The sequence below is a fragment of the Microbacterium sp. CFBP9034 genome (assembly GCF_034045255.1).
GTDB lineage: Bacteria > Actinomycetota > Actinomycetes > Actinomycetales > Microbacteriaceae > Microbacterium.
Window position 1 is genome coordinate 325,289 of sequence record NZ_JAXCWC010000001.1, and the last position, 18,174, is coordinate 343,462.

Consider the following 18,174-nt stretch of genomic DNA (forward strand, 5'->3'; position numbering starts at 1 on the left):
CCGGTGACGACCGGCTCGACGGGACGCGGTGGCGACGAAACTAGTCGCGCAGGCCGGCGGGAATGCTCAGCATCACGGTGCTGGACTCCGCGCCGTTCGCTCCGCCCTCGCCGTAGAGCATCAGCTGGTGCTCGTTGTTGATGTCGAAGCTGTAGGTCGGCAGGAACCAGCCGCCCTCCTCGACCGGAACCATGCCCGACAGATCCCAGAGCCTGCCCTGCGGATCCCACAGCGCCGACACCGCGTAGTACGGCGCGAGCTCGACCGTGCCCAGCACCCAGCCGTCGTCACTCACCTTCTCCGCGGTCGCGTCGTAGCCGTAGTCGGCGAGACGCTTCATCCCGGTCTCCTCCGTCCACACGAAGGCGTCGTCCCCGCTCGTTCCGACCACGGCGCCGGGTGTGTTCACATCCGTGGCCTGGGCGAACCACTGGCCGGGGAGGGTGCCCAGATCGCGGACCGCTCCGGTCGCGGCATCCCACATCACGGCATGCTCCGCGTTCTCGGCGCTGATGGAGTGTCCGACGATAGACCCGGCCGCGTTGACCGCGCGCGTCTGTGTCCCCGACGGCTCGGCCGACAGGTGCTCGAGCTTCGTGAACGCGCCATCCGGCGTGCGCGCGAACGCGTCACTGTAGCTGTGCCAGGTGCCCTCGGGATCCTGCTCGAGGAGCTCGGCGAAACCGGCGATCACGCCGCCGTCGTTCACCCCCGTCGCATACCCGTTGGTGTACGGGCGCCAGTCCGGAACGCCGATCACCGTGAGCGAGCCGTCGGCCGCCCACTGCGCGGGAAGGTTGCTCCACTCGCTGTCCGTCGCGTAGCCCACGGACGTGCGAGACTCGTTGATCCCGAGCGCCGAACCGTAGCCCTCCCCCTCGAGTGCGAGGTTGGCGAAGCCCCCGTCGACGGTCCAGGTCGTCGGTGTCATCCGGCTCTCGAACTGCCGATCACCTGCGACCACGCCGTCGTCGGTCAGCTCGGCGCCCACGAACGGCGGAGCCCAGCTGACGACATCGAGCTGCGGCACCGCGACGGTGGTGATGGCCACGCTCGCCGCCCCGATGATCGTGCCGTGCGCGTTCGCCACCCGCACGCGACCCACCATGGGGTCGCCCGTCAGCTGGCGTGCCGTGACGACGAGCGACCCGTCGACCGGCATGGACTCGCCCGCGGAGAGCGAGTACGTGGCGTCCGACGTCGGGGAGACGGTGCCCTGTCCTTTCGAGAACATCTCCTGGTGGTAGTCGAATGTGACGTCCTCACCCGCGACGCTGACCCCGGCGACCACGATGAAGTACGTGCCCGGCTGCGGGTCGTCGATGACGATCCGCTCGGCTGCGTCGCCGGTGGTGGCACTCTGCCCGACGGGCCTCCCGTTGAAGTACACGGAGAAGTCCAGGTCGGCGGACTCGCGGGGAGTGAGCGTCAGATCCAGCCGGGTCGAGTCGCGCGGGACGTAGAGCATGTTCTGCGTCGTCTCGCCCTGGGCGACCGTCGAGAACAGGTTCGCGACGGTGCCGACCTCGCCGGTGGTCACGCGCGCATCGACGGTGCCGAACGCGTTCGTCCCCGTCATGCTGACGTCCGTCGGCTCGTGCATCGTGACGGAGTCGATGGTGCTCGCTCCCGGCTCGACGGTCATGCCCTGCAGCGCCACCGACGCGCTGTACGCGTTGGCGTCAGTGGCCGACGTGCGTCGGGCCTCGATCACGAACTCCCAGATGCCGGGCTTGGGCCGGTAGACGGCCCGCGCGGTGGCGTCGCATTCCGCGGGGTCGGCGTAGCCGGTGTAGCAGTGGTTGCTCGCGTTGGAGTCCGCGGGCATGCCGTCCGGGTCGATCGGAAGGATGCGCACCTGGCTGCCGTCGACGATCCCGTCGAGCGTCAGCTGCAGCGCCTCCACGCCGGCAGGGACGGGGACCAGCAGTGAAGTGCTGCCGCCGCGCGGAAGAGTGCCCGAGCCGGTCACCGCGTAGTCCGGGGCGGCCAGCGGCGTCGTCGACAGCACGGTGACGGCGACGAACTGATCGATGCCGGCGGTGGCCGGGTCGTCGATCGTCATGATCGCGCTGTGGATGCCGTCGGTCTTCGGAGTCGCGGCGACCGAGACATCCGCCGCCTTTCCCTTCTTGAGTGGAAGGCTCGCGCGAGCACTGAACGTGCCGTCGTTGCTGATCCAGCCGATGCGGTGCACGACGCTGCCGCCCGCACCGCCGGTGCGGGTGACGCCGACCTTGTAGGCCTTCTCCTTGCCGGTCACCTGACCGCCCGCGTCGGGCAGGCAGCGGTTGTAGATCCCTGCTCCGGTGTCCGCGGTGTCGAGCATGCCCGACAGGGAGCTGCACACCGGCGCCGAGATCTCGAGCGTGTTGACCGAGACCTTCTTCGCCAGCTGCTTCCACGCGGCGGACGTGTCGATGAGTCCGGCGCCCTGCGCGGTCGTCGGGATGCCCGGGATCAGACGCGCGGTCCCGGTGAGGGCCGTCTTGAGGCCGTCCGCCGAGACGGGCACGGACGAGTCCTTCGCCGCGGAGAGCAGCAGCGCCGCGGAGCCCGCGACCTGCGGCGCCGCCATGGAGGTGCCGTTGAACATGCCGTACCCGGCGGGCAGCTCGTACCCGGTCTCGGGGACGGGCTGACCGGGCAGCCACATCGGGATGGGCGACACGGCGGCACCGGGGGCGGCGAGCTGCGGCGCGAGGCCGCCGTTCTCGGCGGGCCCGCGGGAGGAGAACCCGAAGATGCCCTGTTCCGCCGTCACCTTCGCGCCGTAGTCCGCCCACCAGGTGCGCGAGCTGACGGATGCCGCGACCGAGATGACCTTGGCGGACACGGACGGCGAGCCGACGGTGTTGGTCCCGAGGCCGTCATTGCCCGCGGCCACGACGATCTGCACGTCGTACTGGTCGATGAGCTGGTCGTAGAGATCCGAGATCACGTCGGACCCGTCGTTGAGCGGCGGAAGGCCGCCGATCGACAGGTTGACCACATCGACGTGCCGGTTGACGACGAGGTCGATCATTCCCTCGGTGAGCGCGGCCTGCGTGCAGCCCCCGTCGAACGTGCAGGCCCGCGAGGAGACGATCTGCGCGCCCGGGGCCGCGCCGTGCATCTCGCCGCCGAACATCGAGGTCGCGGCGACGATGCCGGCGACGTGCGTGCCGTGCGCGGCGGAGGGAAGGCCGATGTTGACGAAGCTCGCGGTCGCTCCCGGTTCACCGCCGGCAGGCGCGAGGTCGACACCGTCTCGGTACTCGACGACGAAGGGGATCTGCTCGTTCTCGGCCGTCTGCGGGTCATCGGCGCCGAAGTGGGCCACCTGCCGGTCGACCGCGTACGGAGCCATCGCCGGTGCATCGGTGAAGTCGTGATCCCGGTCGCTGTCCACCCAGATCGAGTGGGTCGACGGCTCGTAGAGCACCCCGAAGGCGTCGTAGACGTCGCCGTTCCCGTCGAGATCGCCGGCGAGCTCGCTGCCGCCGGTCGAGAGCTCGTAGAAGTAGCCCATCAGGAACTCGCCGGTGGGCGCGGTCCACTCCTCGCCCATCGAGCGGAACGTGGGCCCGGTCTTGGGGGTCGACACCTCGACCCACGAGCCGTCCCCATCCTGCAGCGGATCTGTCGCGGTGACCCAGTCGACGATCTTCGGCTTGCCGTCGCTGGTCGTCTGCAGCGCCGGGTGCCCGAGGTCGACGCCCGTGTCGACCACGCCGACGACGGTGCCTCGACCGTCCCACTCCGGGTGCGCCGTCAGGAACGACAGCGCCCCCGTCTCATCGATGGGCATGTAGGGGTTCGCGGCGGGCGTGCTCGCGTCGGGGGCGCTGGGGCCCGCGTCGCGGGCGGACCGCACCGCGGCGGCTTCCGCGCCGCGATCGGGGGCGGGCACCCGATACGTGCGGTTGAGGTCGATCGCCTTCACGCTCGAGAGGCCGGCCAGATCGGCGACGCTGTCGGTGGGCACCGTGGCGCGCACGTAGCCGAGCTTCTCCGTGACCGAGCCGACGGTGCCGCCGGCCTTGCGCACGGCGGCGACGACCTCGTCGGCCGCGCCCTTGCGGGCGAGCATCATCACCGTGACGGTCTTCTCGTCATCGCCCTGAGCCTGCTGCAGGAGCCGCGTGTCGGCGTCGCCGAGCTTGTCGGTCGCGGCTGCCGACGACCCGATCGAGTCGACCGGGTGGAAGCCGGGCTCGGCCTGCGGCTCGTACAGCTCGGGTGCGGCCGTCGACTGCTGCCCGATCTCCACGGAAGGCGTGCGGGGCTCGGCGGCGCCGGGCCGGCCAGGAGCGAAGGGGCCGTCGGGATCGGGTGCGGCCGAGGACGCCGTGCCGGGCGGCGGGGTGGGAGCCGCCGTGGCGGTCCCGATCGGGGCGACCATCATCGCGGTCGAGATCAGTGCCGCGGATGCGGCGCCGACCAGTTTTCGACGTGTACTCATCGTGCTCCTAGACGGGGGGTTCCAGGCGGGCGTCGGTCGACGCCGGCGCGAGCACGGAGCGGGACCGGGGGGTCGTGCGGCTCGCGAACTCGCTTCGAATCTCACAGCGCGGTCGCGGGCGGTCAATCGACCTGGGCGGCGGGTGAGTGCCATGGCGTGCATCCGCCTCTCCTGCTGCGCGCGCACCAGCGCGTGGTCGAGGCCGCTGGCAGAAGACGCGGGCGACGTCAACGCCCTCGTCCGAGCGACCGCGCCCCTGCAGGCTGGAGACACCGGGACCCCCGGACAGCCGATGCAGGAGAGCAGGGAACCATGAGCAGCGCCACCGACGACCGATCGCCTCGCCACGCCATCGTCACCGCGTCCGATTCGGGGATCGGCGCCGCGACCGCCGTCGCGCTGGCCGAGCTCGGTCTGGACGTCGGCGTCACGTGGCACAGCGACCGAGAGGGTGCCGAGCAGACAGCCGCGGAGGTGCGGGCACGCGGATCCCGTGCGGTCGTCGCCCGATTCGATGCGACGGACCTCGACGAGAACCCCCGCGTGATCGACGGGCTGGCCGACGAGCTCGGCGGCGTCGACGTGTTCGTCAACAATGCGGGCGGCGGGTCCGGCGGCCCTTTCCTCGAGATCTCAGCGGACGTCTGGCGCGAGACGCTCGGCCTGAATCTCGACGGGGCGTTCGCGGCGATGCAGACCGCCGCGAGGCGGATGGTCGCGGCCGGGCGCGGCGGTCGCATCATCGCCGTCACGAGCGTGCATGAGCACCAGCCGCGTGTCGGATCGGCGGACTACGTCGCGGCCAAGCACGGGCTCGGCGGCCTCGTGCGGACGGTGGCGCAGGAGCTGGGAGAGTTCGGGATCACGGTGAACTCGGTGGCGCCCGGCGAGATCGCGACGCCGATCAACGACATGGAGTCCGAGGATGCCGAGAAGGTGCACCGGCCGGGGATTCCCCTCGGCCGGCCGGGCAAGCCCGAGGAGGTGGCCGCCGTCATCGCGTTCCTCGCCTCCCCCGCCGCCTCCTACGTGACCGGCGCGAGCTGGACCGTGGACGGGGGGATGCTGCAGATGGGCCCGCAGGCCGGGTCCCATCTCGAGAGCGACGCCTGGCGCAAGGGCTGAGGGCGCGTCATCGTCTGACGGACGCCACGCATGCCCGTGCCCCCGGTCACAGACCGGGGGCACGGGTCAGCCGGACTCACCGATCGTCGGTGAAGGCGTCCTTGACGTCCTGCCCGGCCTTCTTGAGGTTGGCGCTGGCCTGATCGGCGTGGCCCTCGGCCTGAAGGCGCTCGTTGTCCGTCGCGTCTCCGACGGCCTCCTTGGCCTTGCCTTTCATGTCCTCAGCGTTGTGCTTGATGTCGTCTCCCATACCCATGGGCATCTCCTCTCCTTTGTGAACAAGGTCCTGCGGTCAGTCGCCGAGTCCGACTCGGTCGACCCGCCGGTGGTAGCGCATGCCGGCCATGCCGCCGAGGATCGCGGCGGCGAGGGTGATCACCGCAGCGCCGACGGCGGTCAGGATGCCGGTCAAGGTGGCCGTCTCGGGCGTCACCGGAATACGCGGGAAGCTGTCGACCGTCGTCAGGATGTCCCACTGGCTTCCGGCGATCGCCGTGATGATGGCCACGACGATGGCGATGACCACGGCCCACAGCCACACGGCGATGCCCTGCTTGACGCCGCTGAAGCGAGCCATGCGTCCTGCGACATATCCTCCGGCGAAGTATGCGATGAAGAGCACGAGCGCGATCGCGATGGCACCGATGATCGTCGCCGCGCCCATGTTCTGCTCTGCCGCCTGGGCGGCGTCGTCGACCGCCTCGGGCGTCGCCAGGCCGAGCGCGCCGCCGATGGCGGCGACCAGTGCCGTCAACAGCACGGCCGCGCCCATCGCGGTCAGCCAGCCGAAGAACGCAGAGCCGAACTTGAAGCCGCCGAAGCGGTCCGACTCTCGCTGGAGCACGTCGTCGTGCAGGGATGTCGTCCGGTCGTAGGCGACGGTGTCGTCACGAGCGGTGTCGTCGCGAACGATGTCGCCGTCGGTCGGGGGGGTGCGAGGAGCCGGTCGATCCGCCGGACCCGGGGTCTGTGCGTAGTCGGAACTCATGCGGCGAACCTATGCGACGGGCGCCCATCCGATCAGCCCGTTGCAAAGGTACCCGGGGCGGCGTAATCTTTGCCGCCCCCGACGCCGGCATCCGTCAGCCGACGGCCTTCTTCACGAGGGCGGTGAGCTTCTTCTCGACCTCGGGCGTCCACGCGGTGAGCGCGAAGGCGGTCGGCCAGATCTCGCCGTCGTCCAGGTTCGCGGTGTCCTGGAAGCCGACCGTCGAGTAGCGCGTCTTGAACTTCTTCGACGCCTGGATGAACACCACGATCTTGCCCTCGTCGTTCGCGTAGCCGGGCATCCCGTAGTAGGTCTTCGGCACGAGGTCGGGCGCGACCGTCGTGACGACGGAGTGGAGGCCCTCGGCCAGTGTCCGGTCGTCCGGCTCCAGCGCGGCGATGGCATCGAGCACGGACTTCAATCCGGCCGCGCGGCTCTTCCCCGCCTTCTCCTGTGCCCGCAGCTCCTTCGCGCGCTGCTTGACGGCGTCGCGCTCCTCCTGGGTGAGCCCTGCCGACGAGCCGGTCTTCTCGGCCATGCGTGATCCTCCTTCGCGAGACGGCCGACCGCTGTCGGTCCGTGGACGTCACGCTACGCGTCACAGCGTCACCGGGCTTCTCCAAAACTGATCGATCGCGCGACCCGTCGACGGGCCCTCGCACAGCGCGGCCCTTGTATGAACCGCTTTCCGGGTCTATGTTGTGGCGCGTTGGGGTCCGCTGTCCGCGCCGGTTGGGGGTGCCGCGGATGCCCTGAGGGGGGCCGGAGATGTCCGCGCCATATCGTTCCTTGCTGTTGCCTGTCGGCGTGCTTCTCACCGGAGCACTCTGCTTCTCGGGGCTCGGAGGTGCGGCCGTCGCCGCTCCCGATGACTCGGGGCCACCACCACGAGTAGCCGTCGATCCGGACAGCGGCCGGGTGGTCGCCGCTCCGACCGGTGGCCCGCTCACGGGCGCGAGCACGGCCGGGCCGGGCGACGTCGCCCTCCGCTACGTGCAGGAGAACGCGGCGGACTTCGGTCTCGCCCCGGAAGCGGCGGCCGGGCTCTACGTCCACAAGCTGCTCAGCCTGTCGACGGGAGCGACGGCTGTCCACCTCGGCCAGCGCGTCGACGGCCTGCGCGTGCGCGACGCCGTGATGACCGGCGTCGTCGCCGCCGATGGCCGGCTGATGTCGATGGCCGGCTTCCTGGCCCCGGGCGACGGGACCGGGACGACCGCGAAGCTCACGGCGCACGCCGCCCTGGACGTGGCCGCCGATGCGCAGGACGCCGACGCGAGTCGTCCGCTGCGCGAGGCCGACACGAAGTCGGCGAAGCCCAAGGAGTATCCGAACGTCTACGCCGAGGGCGTGACCGAGCCCGCTCCGGTGACCGCCGAGCTGGTCTGGTACCCCGACGCCAACGGCACCGCGCTGCGGCTCGCGTGGCTGACCGACATCGAGTCCTCCGACCATGCCTGGTTCGAGACCGTGGTGGACGCCGGCACCGGCGAGGTCATCGACCAGCGCAGCCGCTACGCGCACGCCGCGCCCGAGGGAGACGTGTTCCGCGAGCAGCATCCCGAGGCCACGGGCGCGGTCCAGCAGACCACGTCGTTCTCCGGGATCAACGGCTCCTGGGTGACCGACCGCACCACGAGCGGCAACAACGTCAACGCCTATCTCGATCGCAACGACGACGATTCGAACAACGAGTACCAGCCCCAGACGGCGGCGAACGGCGACCCCGGATACCAGCAGTTCCTCTACCCGTTCACGAACGCCTGGCAGACCACCGCTGATGTGGCCTCGGTCCCGGCGCTCGACACCGATCGCGACGCGATCATCACGCAGCTGTTCTACTACACGAACGTCATGCACGACTGGCTCTACGGTCACGGCTTCGACGAGGCGAGCGGCAACTTCCAGATCGACAACTTCGGCAGCGGCGGCAGCGGCGGCGACCCCGTCCTCGCCGAGGCGCAGGACGGCTGGGACTTCGGGTGCGTCGACGACAAGGACACTCCCGCACCGGGCGATGACGAGATCATCCGCTGCCTGAACAACGCGAACTTCGGCACTCCGGCCGACGGGGCGAGCCCGCGCATGCAGATGTACATGTGGGCCGGCTCCCGACCCTTCCGCGACGGTGACATGGACGGCGACGTCATCGCCCACGAGTACGGGCACGGCGTCTCGAGCCGACTCGTCGGCGGCGGCACGCTCGGCTACAGCAACACCGACCAGCGCGGTGCGCTGGGCGAGGGCTGGAGCGACGTCATCTCCCTGCTCAAGTGGGACGATGCGACGGTCGGCGAGTACGTCACCGGCGACGCCGTCAACGGCATCCGCTCGGTCGGCTACGACATCTCGACGCGCACCTTCCAGTCGTACAACACGACGTCCAACAGCGGCCACGGCAACGGCGAGATCTGGGCGGCCACGATCTACGACATCAGCGAGCTCTTCCCCGGTGGGGTCGAGCCCCTGGCCACGCTCGTGCTCGACGGCATGAAGGCGACACCGGCGAACCCGAACTACATCGACGCGCGCAACGGACTGCTCGCCGCCGACGCCGGCGCCAACACCTGCCTCATCTGGACGGCGTTCGCCGGCCGTGGCCTCGGCACCGCGTCGACCACGGGCGTCGACACCGTTCCGACCGCGAGCGACGACCTCCCGGCGGAGTGCCTTCCGGAGGCGGATGCGGGCGGGCCGTATGTGACGCTGGAAGGGACGAACATCGCCCTGGACGGCAGCGGCTCGTCGGCCGGGACGGACCCGAGCGCCGGCGCGATCACCGCCTACGCGTGGGATCTGGACGATGACGGCCAGTACGACGACGCGACAGGCCCGACCCCATCGTTCACGACGGTGGGTCAGGACGGCGTGTTCACCGTCGGCCTGGAGGTCACCGACGACTTCGGGAACACGGACACCGACTCCACCACGGTGACGGTCACGAATGTCGCACCGACGGTGTCGATCGACGCGATCACACCGATCGACGAGCTCGGCACGGTCACAGTGTCGGGCACCGTCACCGACCCCGGATGGCTCGACGACCTGTCGGCGACGATCTCCTACGACGACGGTGTGGCGCCGGTGGCGCTCGCCGGGGTCGAGGAGAACACCCGGCCCGATGCCACGCTCACCTTCTCCGTTCAGCATCAGTACGGCGACAACGGGAACTTCACGGTGAGGGTGTGCGCCGCCGACGATGACACGACCGACAACTGCGACACGGCGGTGGCCGCGGTCGCCAACGTCGATCCGACGGCGACGATCGACACCGCCGCCGAGGAGGTCTACGACGGCGTCAGCGCGTTCATCCTGGAAGCGGGCGAGGAGCTCGCCGTTCCCGCCGGCTCGACCGATCCCGGCAGCGACGACCTCACGCTCACGTGGGACTGGGGCGACGGCTCGTCCGACTCGCAGACCAGTCTGGTGAACCCGCCGGTCACGGATCCGGCGAAGTCGCCGTCCGTGCAGCCGCGCGACATCACGCTCGAGGAGACCCACACCTATGGCGACGCCTGCGTGTTCGAGCTGGGGGTCACGGCCGAGGATGATGACGGCGGGGTCTCGGCGACCGACACCGCGGTGGTCGTGGTCACCGGGAACGCCACGGTGTCCAAGGGCCACGGCTGGTGGCTCAACCAGTACCGGGTGAAGAAGTCCAACGACTTCACCGCCGCGGAGCTGCAGTGCTACCTCGACATCGTGGGGTACTTCAGCCTGGTGTTCAGCGAAGAGAAGGATGCCTCGACCCGGGCGGCGGCGACGCTCGTGCTCAACAACCCGGCGAAGTCGCCGGCGCACGTGATCTTCGACCAGCACGCCCTCGGCGCCTGGCTGAACTTCGCGAACGGGTCGGTCAGTCTGAGCACTCCGGTCGACAGCGACGGCAACGGCACGCTCGACAGCACCTTCGGCGCGGTGATGCTGACGGCGGAGACCATCCGGGTGAACCCGGCGTCGACGTCGACGCAGATCAAGGCGCAGAAGGACATCGTCGAGCGGATCGCCACGCAGAGCGGAGATTGAGGCCCGACGTGAGACGGTGGCTTCCCGCGCTCATCCTCGTCGCCCTGCTGACGGGCTGTGCGAGCGCGGGAACGCCGCCGGAGGGAACGCCGCCGGAGGGAACGCCGCCGGACGGATCGGCGTCCCCGTCGGCATCACCGCAGCCGTCAGCTTCGGCGGCGGTGCCCGTGCCCCGCTTCATCGGCCCGGTCGACGACGGCCGGACGTACGCGATGACGGTGGGTGAGACCACGGCGCTGCAGCTGGTCGATCCCGACGCCCCCGAGCCGGAGCTCGAGGGCACGTCGGTGCTGCTGATCCTCGTGACCAATGTGGCGGGTGGCGACGCACGCGAGTGGGAGGTGCGCGCGGTCGAGCCCGGCGCGTCGGTCCTTCGGGGGTCGGAGTCCGGGGCGCCGTGGGCGATCACGATCACCGTGTCGGAGTGAGCGCCGCCGGATGCCGACAGCACCCGGGCGACCCGGGCCGTGACAGGCTGTATCGGTGCTGACCGACGCCGCGTACGACTTCCTCTCCGAATATCACCTGGCGACGCTGTCCACCCTCGGGCGCCACGACCGCATCCATGCCGTGCCCGTCGGCTTCACCGTCGAGGACGGTGTGGTGCGCGTCATCGGCACCCGCGGGTCGCAGAAGTTCCTCAACGCCGAGCGCCGCGGACGCGCGTCGGTGTGCTCGGTGGACGGTGCCCGCTGGATCAGCTTCGAGGGCACGGCTCGCGTCGTGGACGATCCGGATGCCGTCGCCCACGCCGTCGCGCTCTACGCGGCCCGCTATCGCCAGCCGCGGGTGAACCCGCAGCGCGTGGTGCTCGAGCTGGCGGTGGAGCGCGTCCTCGGCTCTCCGCAATTCCGCTCCTCCGCCGCATCGTGACGCGACGGGGGTCACTTGAACCCTCCCGCACCCGCCCCTACCGTGAGATGTCACCCGAACCGTGGAGAAGCCATGACCGCGTCATCCCGTCCCGAGCAGATGCACGCCATCTCCGACGAGACCGTCCACACCGTCGACGACGTGCTGGACTACGCCCGGCGACGTGCGCTGTACGAGGATGTGCCGCTCGACAAGGCGATGAGCCCGAACGACCTCGCGCGGCTCGCCTCGGGGTCGATCACGGCTGACGGCATCGGCGCGCGCCGAGCCATCGCGCTCTTCGAGAACGTGCTGGCCCCGGCGTGCATCTCGACGGACCACCCCGGCTACCTCTCCTTCATCCCCTCGGCCCCCAGCAAGGCGTCGCTCGCGTTCGACGTCGTGGTGTCGGCATCCGCGATCTACGGCGGCTCGTGGATGGAGGGCGCCGGAGCCGTGTACGCCGAGAACGAGGTGCTGCACTGGCTCGCCCGCGAGTTCGGGCTGCCGGCGACGGCGGGCGGGGTGTTCGTGCAGGGCGGCACGATCGGCAACCTCTCGGCCCTGGTGACGGCCCGGGATGCCGCACGCGCCCGCAACCGCGAGCTCGGCCGCCCCGACCCGGCGCGGTGGGTCGTGGTGTGCAGCGCCGAGGCCCACTCCTCGATCGCCTCGGCCGCCGCCGTGATGGATGTCGACGTCGTCACCGCGGCACCGGATGCCGACGGGCGTCTGCACGGCGACACCGTCGCCCTCGCGCTGGACGCGCACGGCGACGCCGCGTTCGCCGTGGTCGCGACCGGCGGCACCACGAACTTCGGCATCGTCGACGACATCGCGGGGGTGGCCGCAGCGAGCCGGGACCGGGGCGTCTGGTTGCACGTCGACGGCGCGTACGGCCTGGCCGCGATGCTCGTGCCCGAGATGCGACCGGCCTTCGCCGGGGTCGAGCTCGCCGACTCCGTCATCGTCGATCCGCACAAGTGGCTCTTCGCGCCGTTCGACGCGTGTGCCCTGATCTACCGCGAGCCGTCGCTCGCGCTGCGCGCCCACACCCAGAAGGCCGAGTACCTCGACACGCTCACCGACTCGCCCGACTGGAACCCGTCCGACCTCGCCATCCAGCTCACCCGGCGCTCGCGCGGACTGCCGCTGTGGTTCTCGCTCGCGACGCACGGCACCGAGCAGTACCGGGCGACGATCGCCCACGGCATCGACCTCGCGCAGCGCATCGCCGACGAGATCGCCCGGCGAGACGGCCTCTCGCTCGTGCGCGACCCGCAGCTGTCCGTCGTCGTGTTCCGGCGCGAGGGCTGGACGATGGCGGACTACCAGGCGTGGTCGAACCGCCTCCTCGAGGAGCAGCGCGGGTTCGTGGTGCCGAGCTCGCACGCGGGCGAGCCGGTGCTCCGGTTCGCGATCATCAGCCCGCTCACGACCTACGAGCTGCTCGTCGAGATCCTGGACTCGCTCGCCTGACCACGACCGGCCGACGCCCAGGTGGCGACGGGTAGAATCCCCTGTGCCCTCCACGCCCTCCTCCGACGCGCCGCGACCGATCGACCCCGCCGATCTGGCGACGGCGCTTCGTGTGATCGAGGCCACCGCCGAGCTGGATCGCGACGATCCCGTCTACATCGCCCTCCGCCACGCGACCGGGAAGATGTACAAGGACGTCAAGCGCCAGTCGCGCCGCGACAAGCGGGACCGCATCGCCGAGGCCGACCGCGCCGTCGTCGCGGCGACCGCCACCGGCGCCCCCGACCGGATCGACGACGAGACGCGCGGCATCCCGCTGGCCACGCGCACCACCGCCCCCACCGCCGGCGAGCTCATCAAGCCGCGTGCCTGCTACATCTGCAAGCAGCAGTACACGCTCGTGGACGCGTTCTACCACCAGCTCTGCCCCGACTGCGCGGCCATGAGCCACGAGAAGCGCGACGCCCGCACCGACCTCACCGGCAAGCGCGCACTGCTCACCGGCGGCCGCGCCAAGATCGGGATGTACATCGCCCTGCGCCTGCTGCGCGACGGCGCCCACACCACGATCACGACGCGCTTCCCGCGCGACGCCGTGCGCCGGTTCAGCGCACTGGAGGACTCGGCCGACTGGCTGCACCGCCTCAAGATCGTCGGCATCGACCTGCGCGATCCGGCCCAGGTCATCGGGCTCGCCGACGCGGTGGCCGCCGACGGACCGCTCGACATCCTCATCAACAACGCGGCCCAGACGGTCCGCCGCTCGGCCGGCGCCTACAAGCCGCTGGTCGACGCCGAGCTCGCGCCGCTTCCCACCGGCCCGCTCCCCGAGCTGCTCACCTTCGGCCACACCAACGACGCGCACCCGCTCGCGCTCGCGCAGTCGGTGTCGAGCCACCCGATCCTCGCCGCGGCCGCCCGCACGGCCGACGAGCTCACCGCCGAGGCGATGGCCGCGGGATCCTCGTCCCTCGAGCGCCTCGCCGCCGGCACCGCGATCGACGCCGGCGGGCTCGTCCCCGACGAGCACCACATCAACAGCTGGACGCAGAGCGTCGATCAGGTCGAGCCGCTCGAGATGCTCGAGGTGCAGCTCGCGAATATGACCGCGCCGTTCCTGCTGGTCAGTCGCCTGCGCGCCTCGATGGCGGCGTCGAGCGCTCGCCGCACCTACGTCGTGAACGTCTCGGCGATGGAGGGCGTGTTCGGCCGGGGCTATAAGGGGCCGGGGCATCCGCACACGAACATGGCCAAGGCCGCGCTCAACATGCTCACCCGCACGAGCGCCCGGGAGATGTTCGAGACCGACGGCATCCTCATGACCGCGGTCGACACCGGGTGGATCACCGACGAGCGCCCGCACTTCACCAAGGTGCGCCTCGCCGAGGAGGGATTCCACGCCCCGCTCGACCTCGTCGACGGCGCGGCCCGCGTGTACGACCCGATCGTGCGCGGCGAGGCGGGCGAGGACCTGTTCGGCGTCTTCCTCAAGGACTACCGAAAGAGCTCCTGGTAGCCCGTCACTCCTGGGGCAGGAAGTACGTCCGCGCGAGCGGGGCGATCTCGAGCGCGTCGGCGTCGGCCCGGCTGATCCACCGCAGCTCCTCGATCTCGGCGCCCACCTCCGGTCGCGCCTCGCCGATGTCGGCGACGAAGACGTCGGCCACCACGAGGTGGCCGGGCTCGTTCGCGGCCGCCGCGGTGAATGAGCCGAGCGGCCTGAGGTCGCCGGCCGGAAGACGGATGCCGAGCTCCTCCTCGAGCTCGCGCGCGAGCGTCTCGGCCCCGGTCTCGCCGGGCTCGGGCTTGCCGCCCGGCTGCATGAACGCGGTGGTGCCCGCCTTGCGCACGAGCAGGAGCCGGCCGGCTCCGTCGGTGATGACGGCGGCCGACACATGGATCTCGCGGACGGCGTGCGTCGACGCCGGAAGGTCGCGGGGTGCCGAGGTCACCATCGCACGGTAGCACCGGCGGGTGCACGGGCAGCCGACCGGGAGGCCAGGCCCGGTGCACGACTTAGACTGGAGGCATCCCTCACCCTTCGCAGGAATCCGCCGTGACCTCAGCTTCTTCCGATCGCACGTTCACCGTGCGACACGTGCAGCTCGCACGCGCCGCTTTCGCGGCGCTCGCCGCGTTGATGATCACGTTCTCGCCCGACCACTCGGCGCTCGTCGGCATGGCGGTCTTCAGCGGCTTCGCGATCGCGACGGGCATCGTCCTCCTCCTCGCGGTGTGGCTCGTCTACCCGGCCGGCCGCCGCTGGCCCGCCGCCGCTCTGGGCGGGGTCACCCTCCTTGCGGGCATGGTGAGCGGACTCGGCCCGGTGCGGACCATCACGGGGTTCTTCGGCGTCGTGATCGCCTGGGCCCTCGTCAGCGGCGCCATCGAGCTCATCGCCGGCTGGCGCGGCCTGCGTGGCCCGCGCGCCCGACGCGAGATCGCGCCCGGAATCGCGGATGCGAGGGCGGACATCGACCCGGGTCCGCGCGCCGACAACCGGGACGCCGTCGTGGTCGGAGCGTTCGGCGTGCTCCTGGGCATCGCCCTCCTGCTCGTCCCGACCGGCTTCGCCGTTCAGTACACGATCGATGAGGCGCAGCAGACCTTCACCCTGACGGGCATCATCATCGGCGTCGGGATCTTCGGCGCGTATGCCGCGATCCTCGCCGTCTACCTCGGGATCGCCGGCTTCTCGCCGCGAAAGGATGCACCGGTCACGACCGAGGCCCCGGCATCCGCTCCCGCCGACCAGAAGGATCCCGCGTGAGCGACGACCGACCCACCCGCCGCGACCTCATGAAGCCTGTGCAGCTGCTCGGGCTCGCCTTCGCCGCCGCGCTGTTCGCCGGGATCGTCACCCTCGTGTCGATGGGCTTCTTCCAGCAGGGCGGCTCCGAGAAGGTGCGCGCCGCCGTCGTGCTCGCCCTCATCATCGCCGGCGTCACCTTCATCGTGGTGCTGCTCGTCGTCTCGCTCCTGCTGCTGGCGATCGACCCCGCGCAGGTGACGAAGACCATCGACAAGCCGGTGCTGCTTCCCGATGAGGACGATGAGACGGATGCCGCGGCATCCGTCGACCCGAAGGCCTGAGGCGTTCGTCTCGGTCGCTGCGCTCCCTCGCTCAACGACCGGTGTGGGCGCTCTGTCGGTCGTTGAGCGAGCGAAGCGAGACGAAACGCGGGCCTCAGCCGAGCTCGTCCACGAGCCGCGAGGCGAGGCCGTCGTAGCTCGCGGGGGTGAGCGCGAGCAGGCGCTCCTTCGCGGCGTCTCCGATGTCGAGGCCGCGCACGAACTCGGCGAGCTCGGGGGCGCCGACCCGCCGGCCGCGGGTGAGGTCCTTCAGCAGCGCGTACGGGTCGGTGATCTGCGAGCGGCCGGCCGCGATCTCGGCGCGGACGACGGTCTGGATCGCCTCGGCCAGCACCTCCCAGTTGCCGTCGAGGTCGGCCAGCAGCACGTCCTCGGCGAGTGAGATCTCGCGCAGGCCGCGCTGCAGGTTGTCGAGCGCGAGCAGCGAGTGCCCGAATGCCACGCCGATGTTGCGCTGCGTGGTCGAGTCGGTCAGGTCGCGCTGCATGCGGCTCGTCACCAGCGTCTGCGACAGGGTCGCCAGCAGGCCGGCCGAGATCTCGAGGTTCGCCTCGGCGTTCTCGAAGCGGATGGGGTTGATCTTGTGCGGCATCGTCGACGAGCCGGTGGCGCCCGCGACCGGGATCTGCGTGAAGTAGCCGATGGAGATGTAGGTCCACACATCGGTGGCGAGGTTGTGCAGGATGCCGCCGGCATGCCGCACCCGGTCGTACAGCTCGACCTGCCAGTCGTGGGACTCGATCTGCGTCGTCAGCACATTGAACCCGAGGCCCAGGCCCTCGATGAAGCCGCGCGACAGCTCCGGCCAGTCCACGTCGGGCTCGGCGGCGAGGTGCGCCGACCACGTGCCGGTCGCGCCGGAGAACTTCGCGAGGTACTCGCCCGACTCGATCTGGCGGGCCACGCGCTCGAGACGCCAGGCGAAGACCGCGAGTTCCTTGCCCATGGTCGAGGGGGTCGCCGGCTGACCGTGCGTGCGCGACAGCATCGCGGCATCGCGGTGCCGGACCGCGAGCTCGCCGAGCGCCGCGATGATCGCCCGCAGCTTGGGCAGCCACACGCGCTGGACGGCACGCTGCACAGTGAGCGCGTACGACGCCGAGTTGATGTCCTCGCTCGTGCACGCGAAGTGCGTGAGCTCGGCGATCGCGTCGAGTCTGAGCGCCGACAGGCGGTCGCGCACCAGGTACTCCACGGCCTTGACGTCGTGCCGCGTGACCGCTTCCTTCTCGGCCAGCCAGTCGATCTCGGCCTGACCGAACTCGAGGTAGAGCGCACGCAGGCGCGCCTTGTCGTCGTCGGAGAGCGGGGCCGTGCCGAAAAGGGACCGGTCGGTGAGGGCGATGAGCCATTCGACCTCGACCTCGACGCGGGCACGGTTGAGGCCGGCCTCGGAGAGATAGTCGGCGAGCTCGGTCACGGCGGCCTGGTAGCGGCCGTCGAGCGGACTCAAGGGCTGAGGGGGGAGAGAGGTCACGGGGCTCCCGTCGGAACGCAAGGGGGATCGCCGGCGTCAGTTCGCCGGGCGGATCGCGGGTTCGAGCTGCCGGAAGAGCGCCCGGCTCGCACTCTCGATCATACCGAGCACCTCGTCGAACATTCCGGGCCCGGCATAGTACGGGTCGGGCACGTCGAGGGTGTGGGCCGACGGATCGAACGCGAGGAGCAGCCCGATCTTGTCGGAGTCGGCCTCGTTGCGCGCCCAGCCGCGGAGGATGCGCTCGTGACTGCGGTCCAGCGCGATCACCAGGTCGCTGTGCGCGAAGTCGGCATGGGTGAACTGACGCGCCCGGTGCCGGGTGCCGTCGTAGCCCGCCCGATCGAGGGCGTCGATCGTGCGCTGATCCGCGCGCTCGCCGACGTGCCAGTCGCCGGTGCCGGCACTCGTGGACGCCACGCGCGTGCCCAGGCCCGCGGCATCCGCGAATCCACGGAACACCACGTCCGCCATCGGCGAGCGGCAGATGTTGCCGGTGCACACGAACACGACGCGAAAGGGCTCGCCGGTGTTCGCGGTCATGCGCTCCATTCTGGCCCGGTGCGGACGCGCACCCAAGTGCGCTGGACGACGGATGCCGCCGCCCGACACCGATCGTTAACGAACTCTCCTCGGCCAGGCCTTCCGCCGGCGATGCCGCTCGCCTAGCCTGGCGCGGAAGGCCTACCG

At 70.6% G+C, this 18,174-nt stretch carries 15 protein-coding genes; 8 read left to right on the forward strand and 7 right to left on the reverse strand.

Going from position 1 to position 18,174, the window contains the following annotated elements:
* Window positions 1-40 precede the first annotated feature (40 nt).
* Window positions 41-4,444, reverse strand: a complete 4,404-nt coding sequence (locus tag SOM19_RS01430; RefSeq protein ID WP_320484771.1) for a S8 family serine peptidase — start codon at window positions 4,442-4,444, stop codon at window positions 41-43.
* Window positions 4,445-4,756: 312 nt separating this feature from the next.
* Between SOM19_RS01430 and SOM19_RS01435 the strand changes: the two genes are divergently transcribed.
* Window positions 4,757-5,569, forward strand: a complete 813-nt coding sequence (locus tag SOM19_RS01435; RefSeq protein WP_320484772.1) for an SDR family oxidoreductase — start codon at window positions 4,757-4,759, stop codon at window positions 5,567-5,569.
* A 76-nt stretch (window positions 5,570-5,645) separates the two neighbouring features.
* Here the strand turns inward: SOM19_RS01435 and SOM19_RS01440 are convergent, their stop codons facing one another.
* The 3 genes from SOM19_RS01440 to SOM19_RS01450 form a co-directional block, all read right to left on the reverse strand.
* A complete protein-coding gene (locus SOM19_RS01440; protein WP_320484773.1) occupies window positions 5,646-5,825 on the reverse strand; it encodes a CsbD family protein in 180 nt (59 codons plus the stop codon).
* Window positions 5,826-5,861: 36 nt separating this feature from the next.
* Complete coding sequence (locus tag SOM19_RS01445) at window positions 5,862-6,557, reverse strand: hypothetical protein (protein ID WP_320484774.1); 696 nt, start codon at window positions 6,555-6,557, stop codon at window positions 5,862-5,864.
* Window positions 6,558-6,651: 94 nt separating this feature from the next.
* Complete coding sequence (locus SOM19_RS01450; RefSeq protein WP_320484775.1) at window positions 6,652-7,095, reverse strand: iron chaperone; 444 nt, start codon at window positions 7,093-7,095, stop codon at window positions 6,652-6,654.
* Window positions 7,096-7,364: 269 nt separating this feature from the next.
* Between SOM19_RS01450 and SOM19_RS01455 the strand changes: the two genes are divergently transcribed.
* From SOM19_RS01455 to SOM19_RS01475, 5 genes are all read left to right on the forward strand, one after another.
* Window positions 7,365-10,583, forward strand: a complete 3,219-nt coding sequence (locus SOM19_RS01455; RefSeq protein ID WP_320484776.1) for a M36 family metallopeptidase — start codon at window positions 7,365-7,367, stop codon at window positions 10,581-10,583.
* A gap of 8 nt (window positions 10,584-10,591) precedes the next feature.
* On the forward strand, window positions 10,592-11,011 hold the full coding sequence (locus SOM19_RS01460; protein WP_320484777.1) for a putative periplasmic lipoprotein: 420 nt from the start codon (window positions 10,592-10,594) through the stop codon (window positions 11,009-11,011).
* A 55-nt stretch (window positions 11,012-11,066) separates the two neighbouring features.
* The gene (locus tag SOM19_RS01465; RefSeq protein WP_320484778.1) at window positions 11,067-11,456 is read left to right on the forward strand and encodes a PPOX class F420-dependent oxidoreductase; all 390 of its coding nucleotides are present in this window, start codon (window positions 11,067-11,069) and stop codon (window positions 11,454-11,456) included.
* Window positions 11,457-11,528: 72 nt separating this feature from the next.
* The gene (locus tag SOM19_RS01470) at window positions 11,529-12,914 is read left to right on the forward strand and encodes a pyridoxal phosphate-dependent decarboxylase family protein (protein WP_320484779.1); all 1,386 of its coding nucleotides are present in this window, start codon (window positions 11,529-11,531) and stop codon (window positions 12,912-12,914) included.
* Between the two features lie 43 nt (window positions 12,915-12,957).
* Window positions 12,958-14,430 (forward strand): SDR family NAD(P)-dependent oxidoreductase, encoded by a 1,473-nt coding sequence (locus tag SOM19_RS01475; RefSeq protein WP_320484780.1) that lies wholly within the window; start codon window positions 12,958-12,960, stop codon window positions 14,428-14,430.
* 4 nt (window positions 14,431-14,434) lie between these two features.
* Here SOM19_RS01475 and SOM19_RS01480 read toward each other — a convergent pair whose 3' ends face one another.
* Window positions 14,435-14,866: an NUDIX hydrolase gene (locus tag SOM19_RS01480; RefSeq protein WP_320484781.1), complete on the reverse strand. Its 432-nt coding sequence runs from the start codon at window positions 14,864-14,866 to the stop codon at window positions 14,435-14,437.
* Window positions 14,867-14,970: 104 nt separating this feature from the next.
* On the opposite strand from SOM19_RS01480, the gene SOM19_RS01485 reads away from it, so the two are divergent.
* Both SOM19_RS01485 and SOM19_RS01490 read left to right on the forward strand, forming a co-directional pair.
* Complete coding sequence (locus SOM19_RS01485; RefSeq protein WP_320484782.1) at window positions 14,971-15,684, forward strand: acyl-CoA synthetase; 714 nt, start codon at window positions 14,971-14,973, stop codon at window positions 15,682-15,684.
* A complete protein-coding gene (locus tag SOM19_RS01490; protein ID WP_320484783.1) occupies window positions 15,681-16,007 on the forward strand; it encodes an amino acid transporter in 327 nt (108 codons plus the stop codon). Before SOM19_RS01485 ends, SOM19_RS01490 begins: the two co-directional genes overlap by 4 nt.
* A 94-nt stretch (window positions 16,008-16,101) precedes the next feature.
* Here SOM19_RS01490 and purB read toward each other — a convergent pair whose 3' ends face one another.
* Both purB and SOM19_RS01500 read right to left on the reverse strand, forming a co-directional pair.
* Window positions 16,102-17,484 (reverse strand): adenylosuccinate lyase, encoded by a 1,383-nt coding sequence (gene purB, locus SOM19_RS01495; RefSeq protein ID WP_320484784.1) that lies wholly within the window; start codon window positions 17,482-17,484, stop codon window positions 16,102-16,104.
* Between the two features lie 36 nt (window positions 17,485-17,520).
* The gene (locus SOM19_RS01500) at window positions 17,521-18,027 is read right to left on the reverse strand and encodes a low molecular weight protein-tyrosine-phosphatase (protein WP_320484785.1); all 507 of its coding nucleotides are present in this window, start codon (window positions 18,025-18,027) and stop codon (window positions 17,521-17,523) included.
* Window positions 18,028-18,174 lie beyond the last annotated feature (147 nt).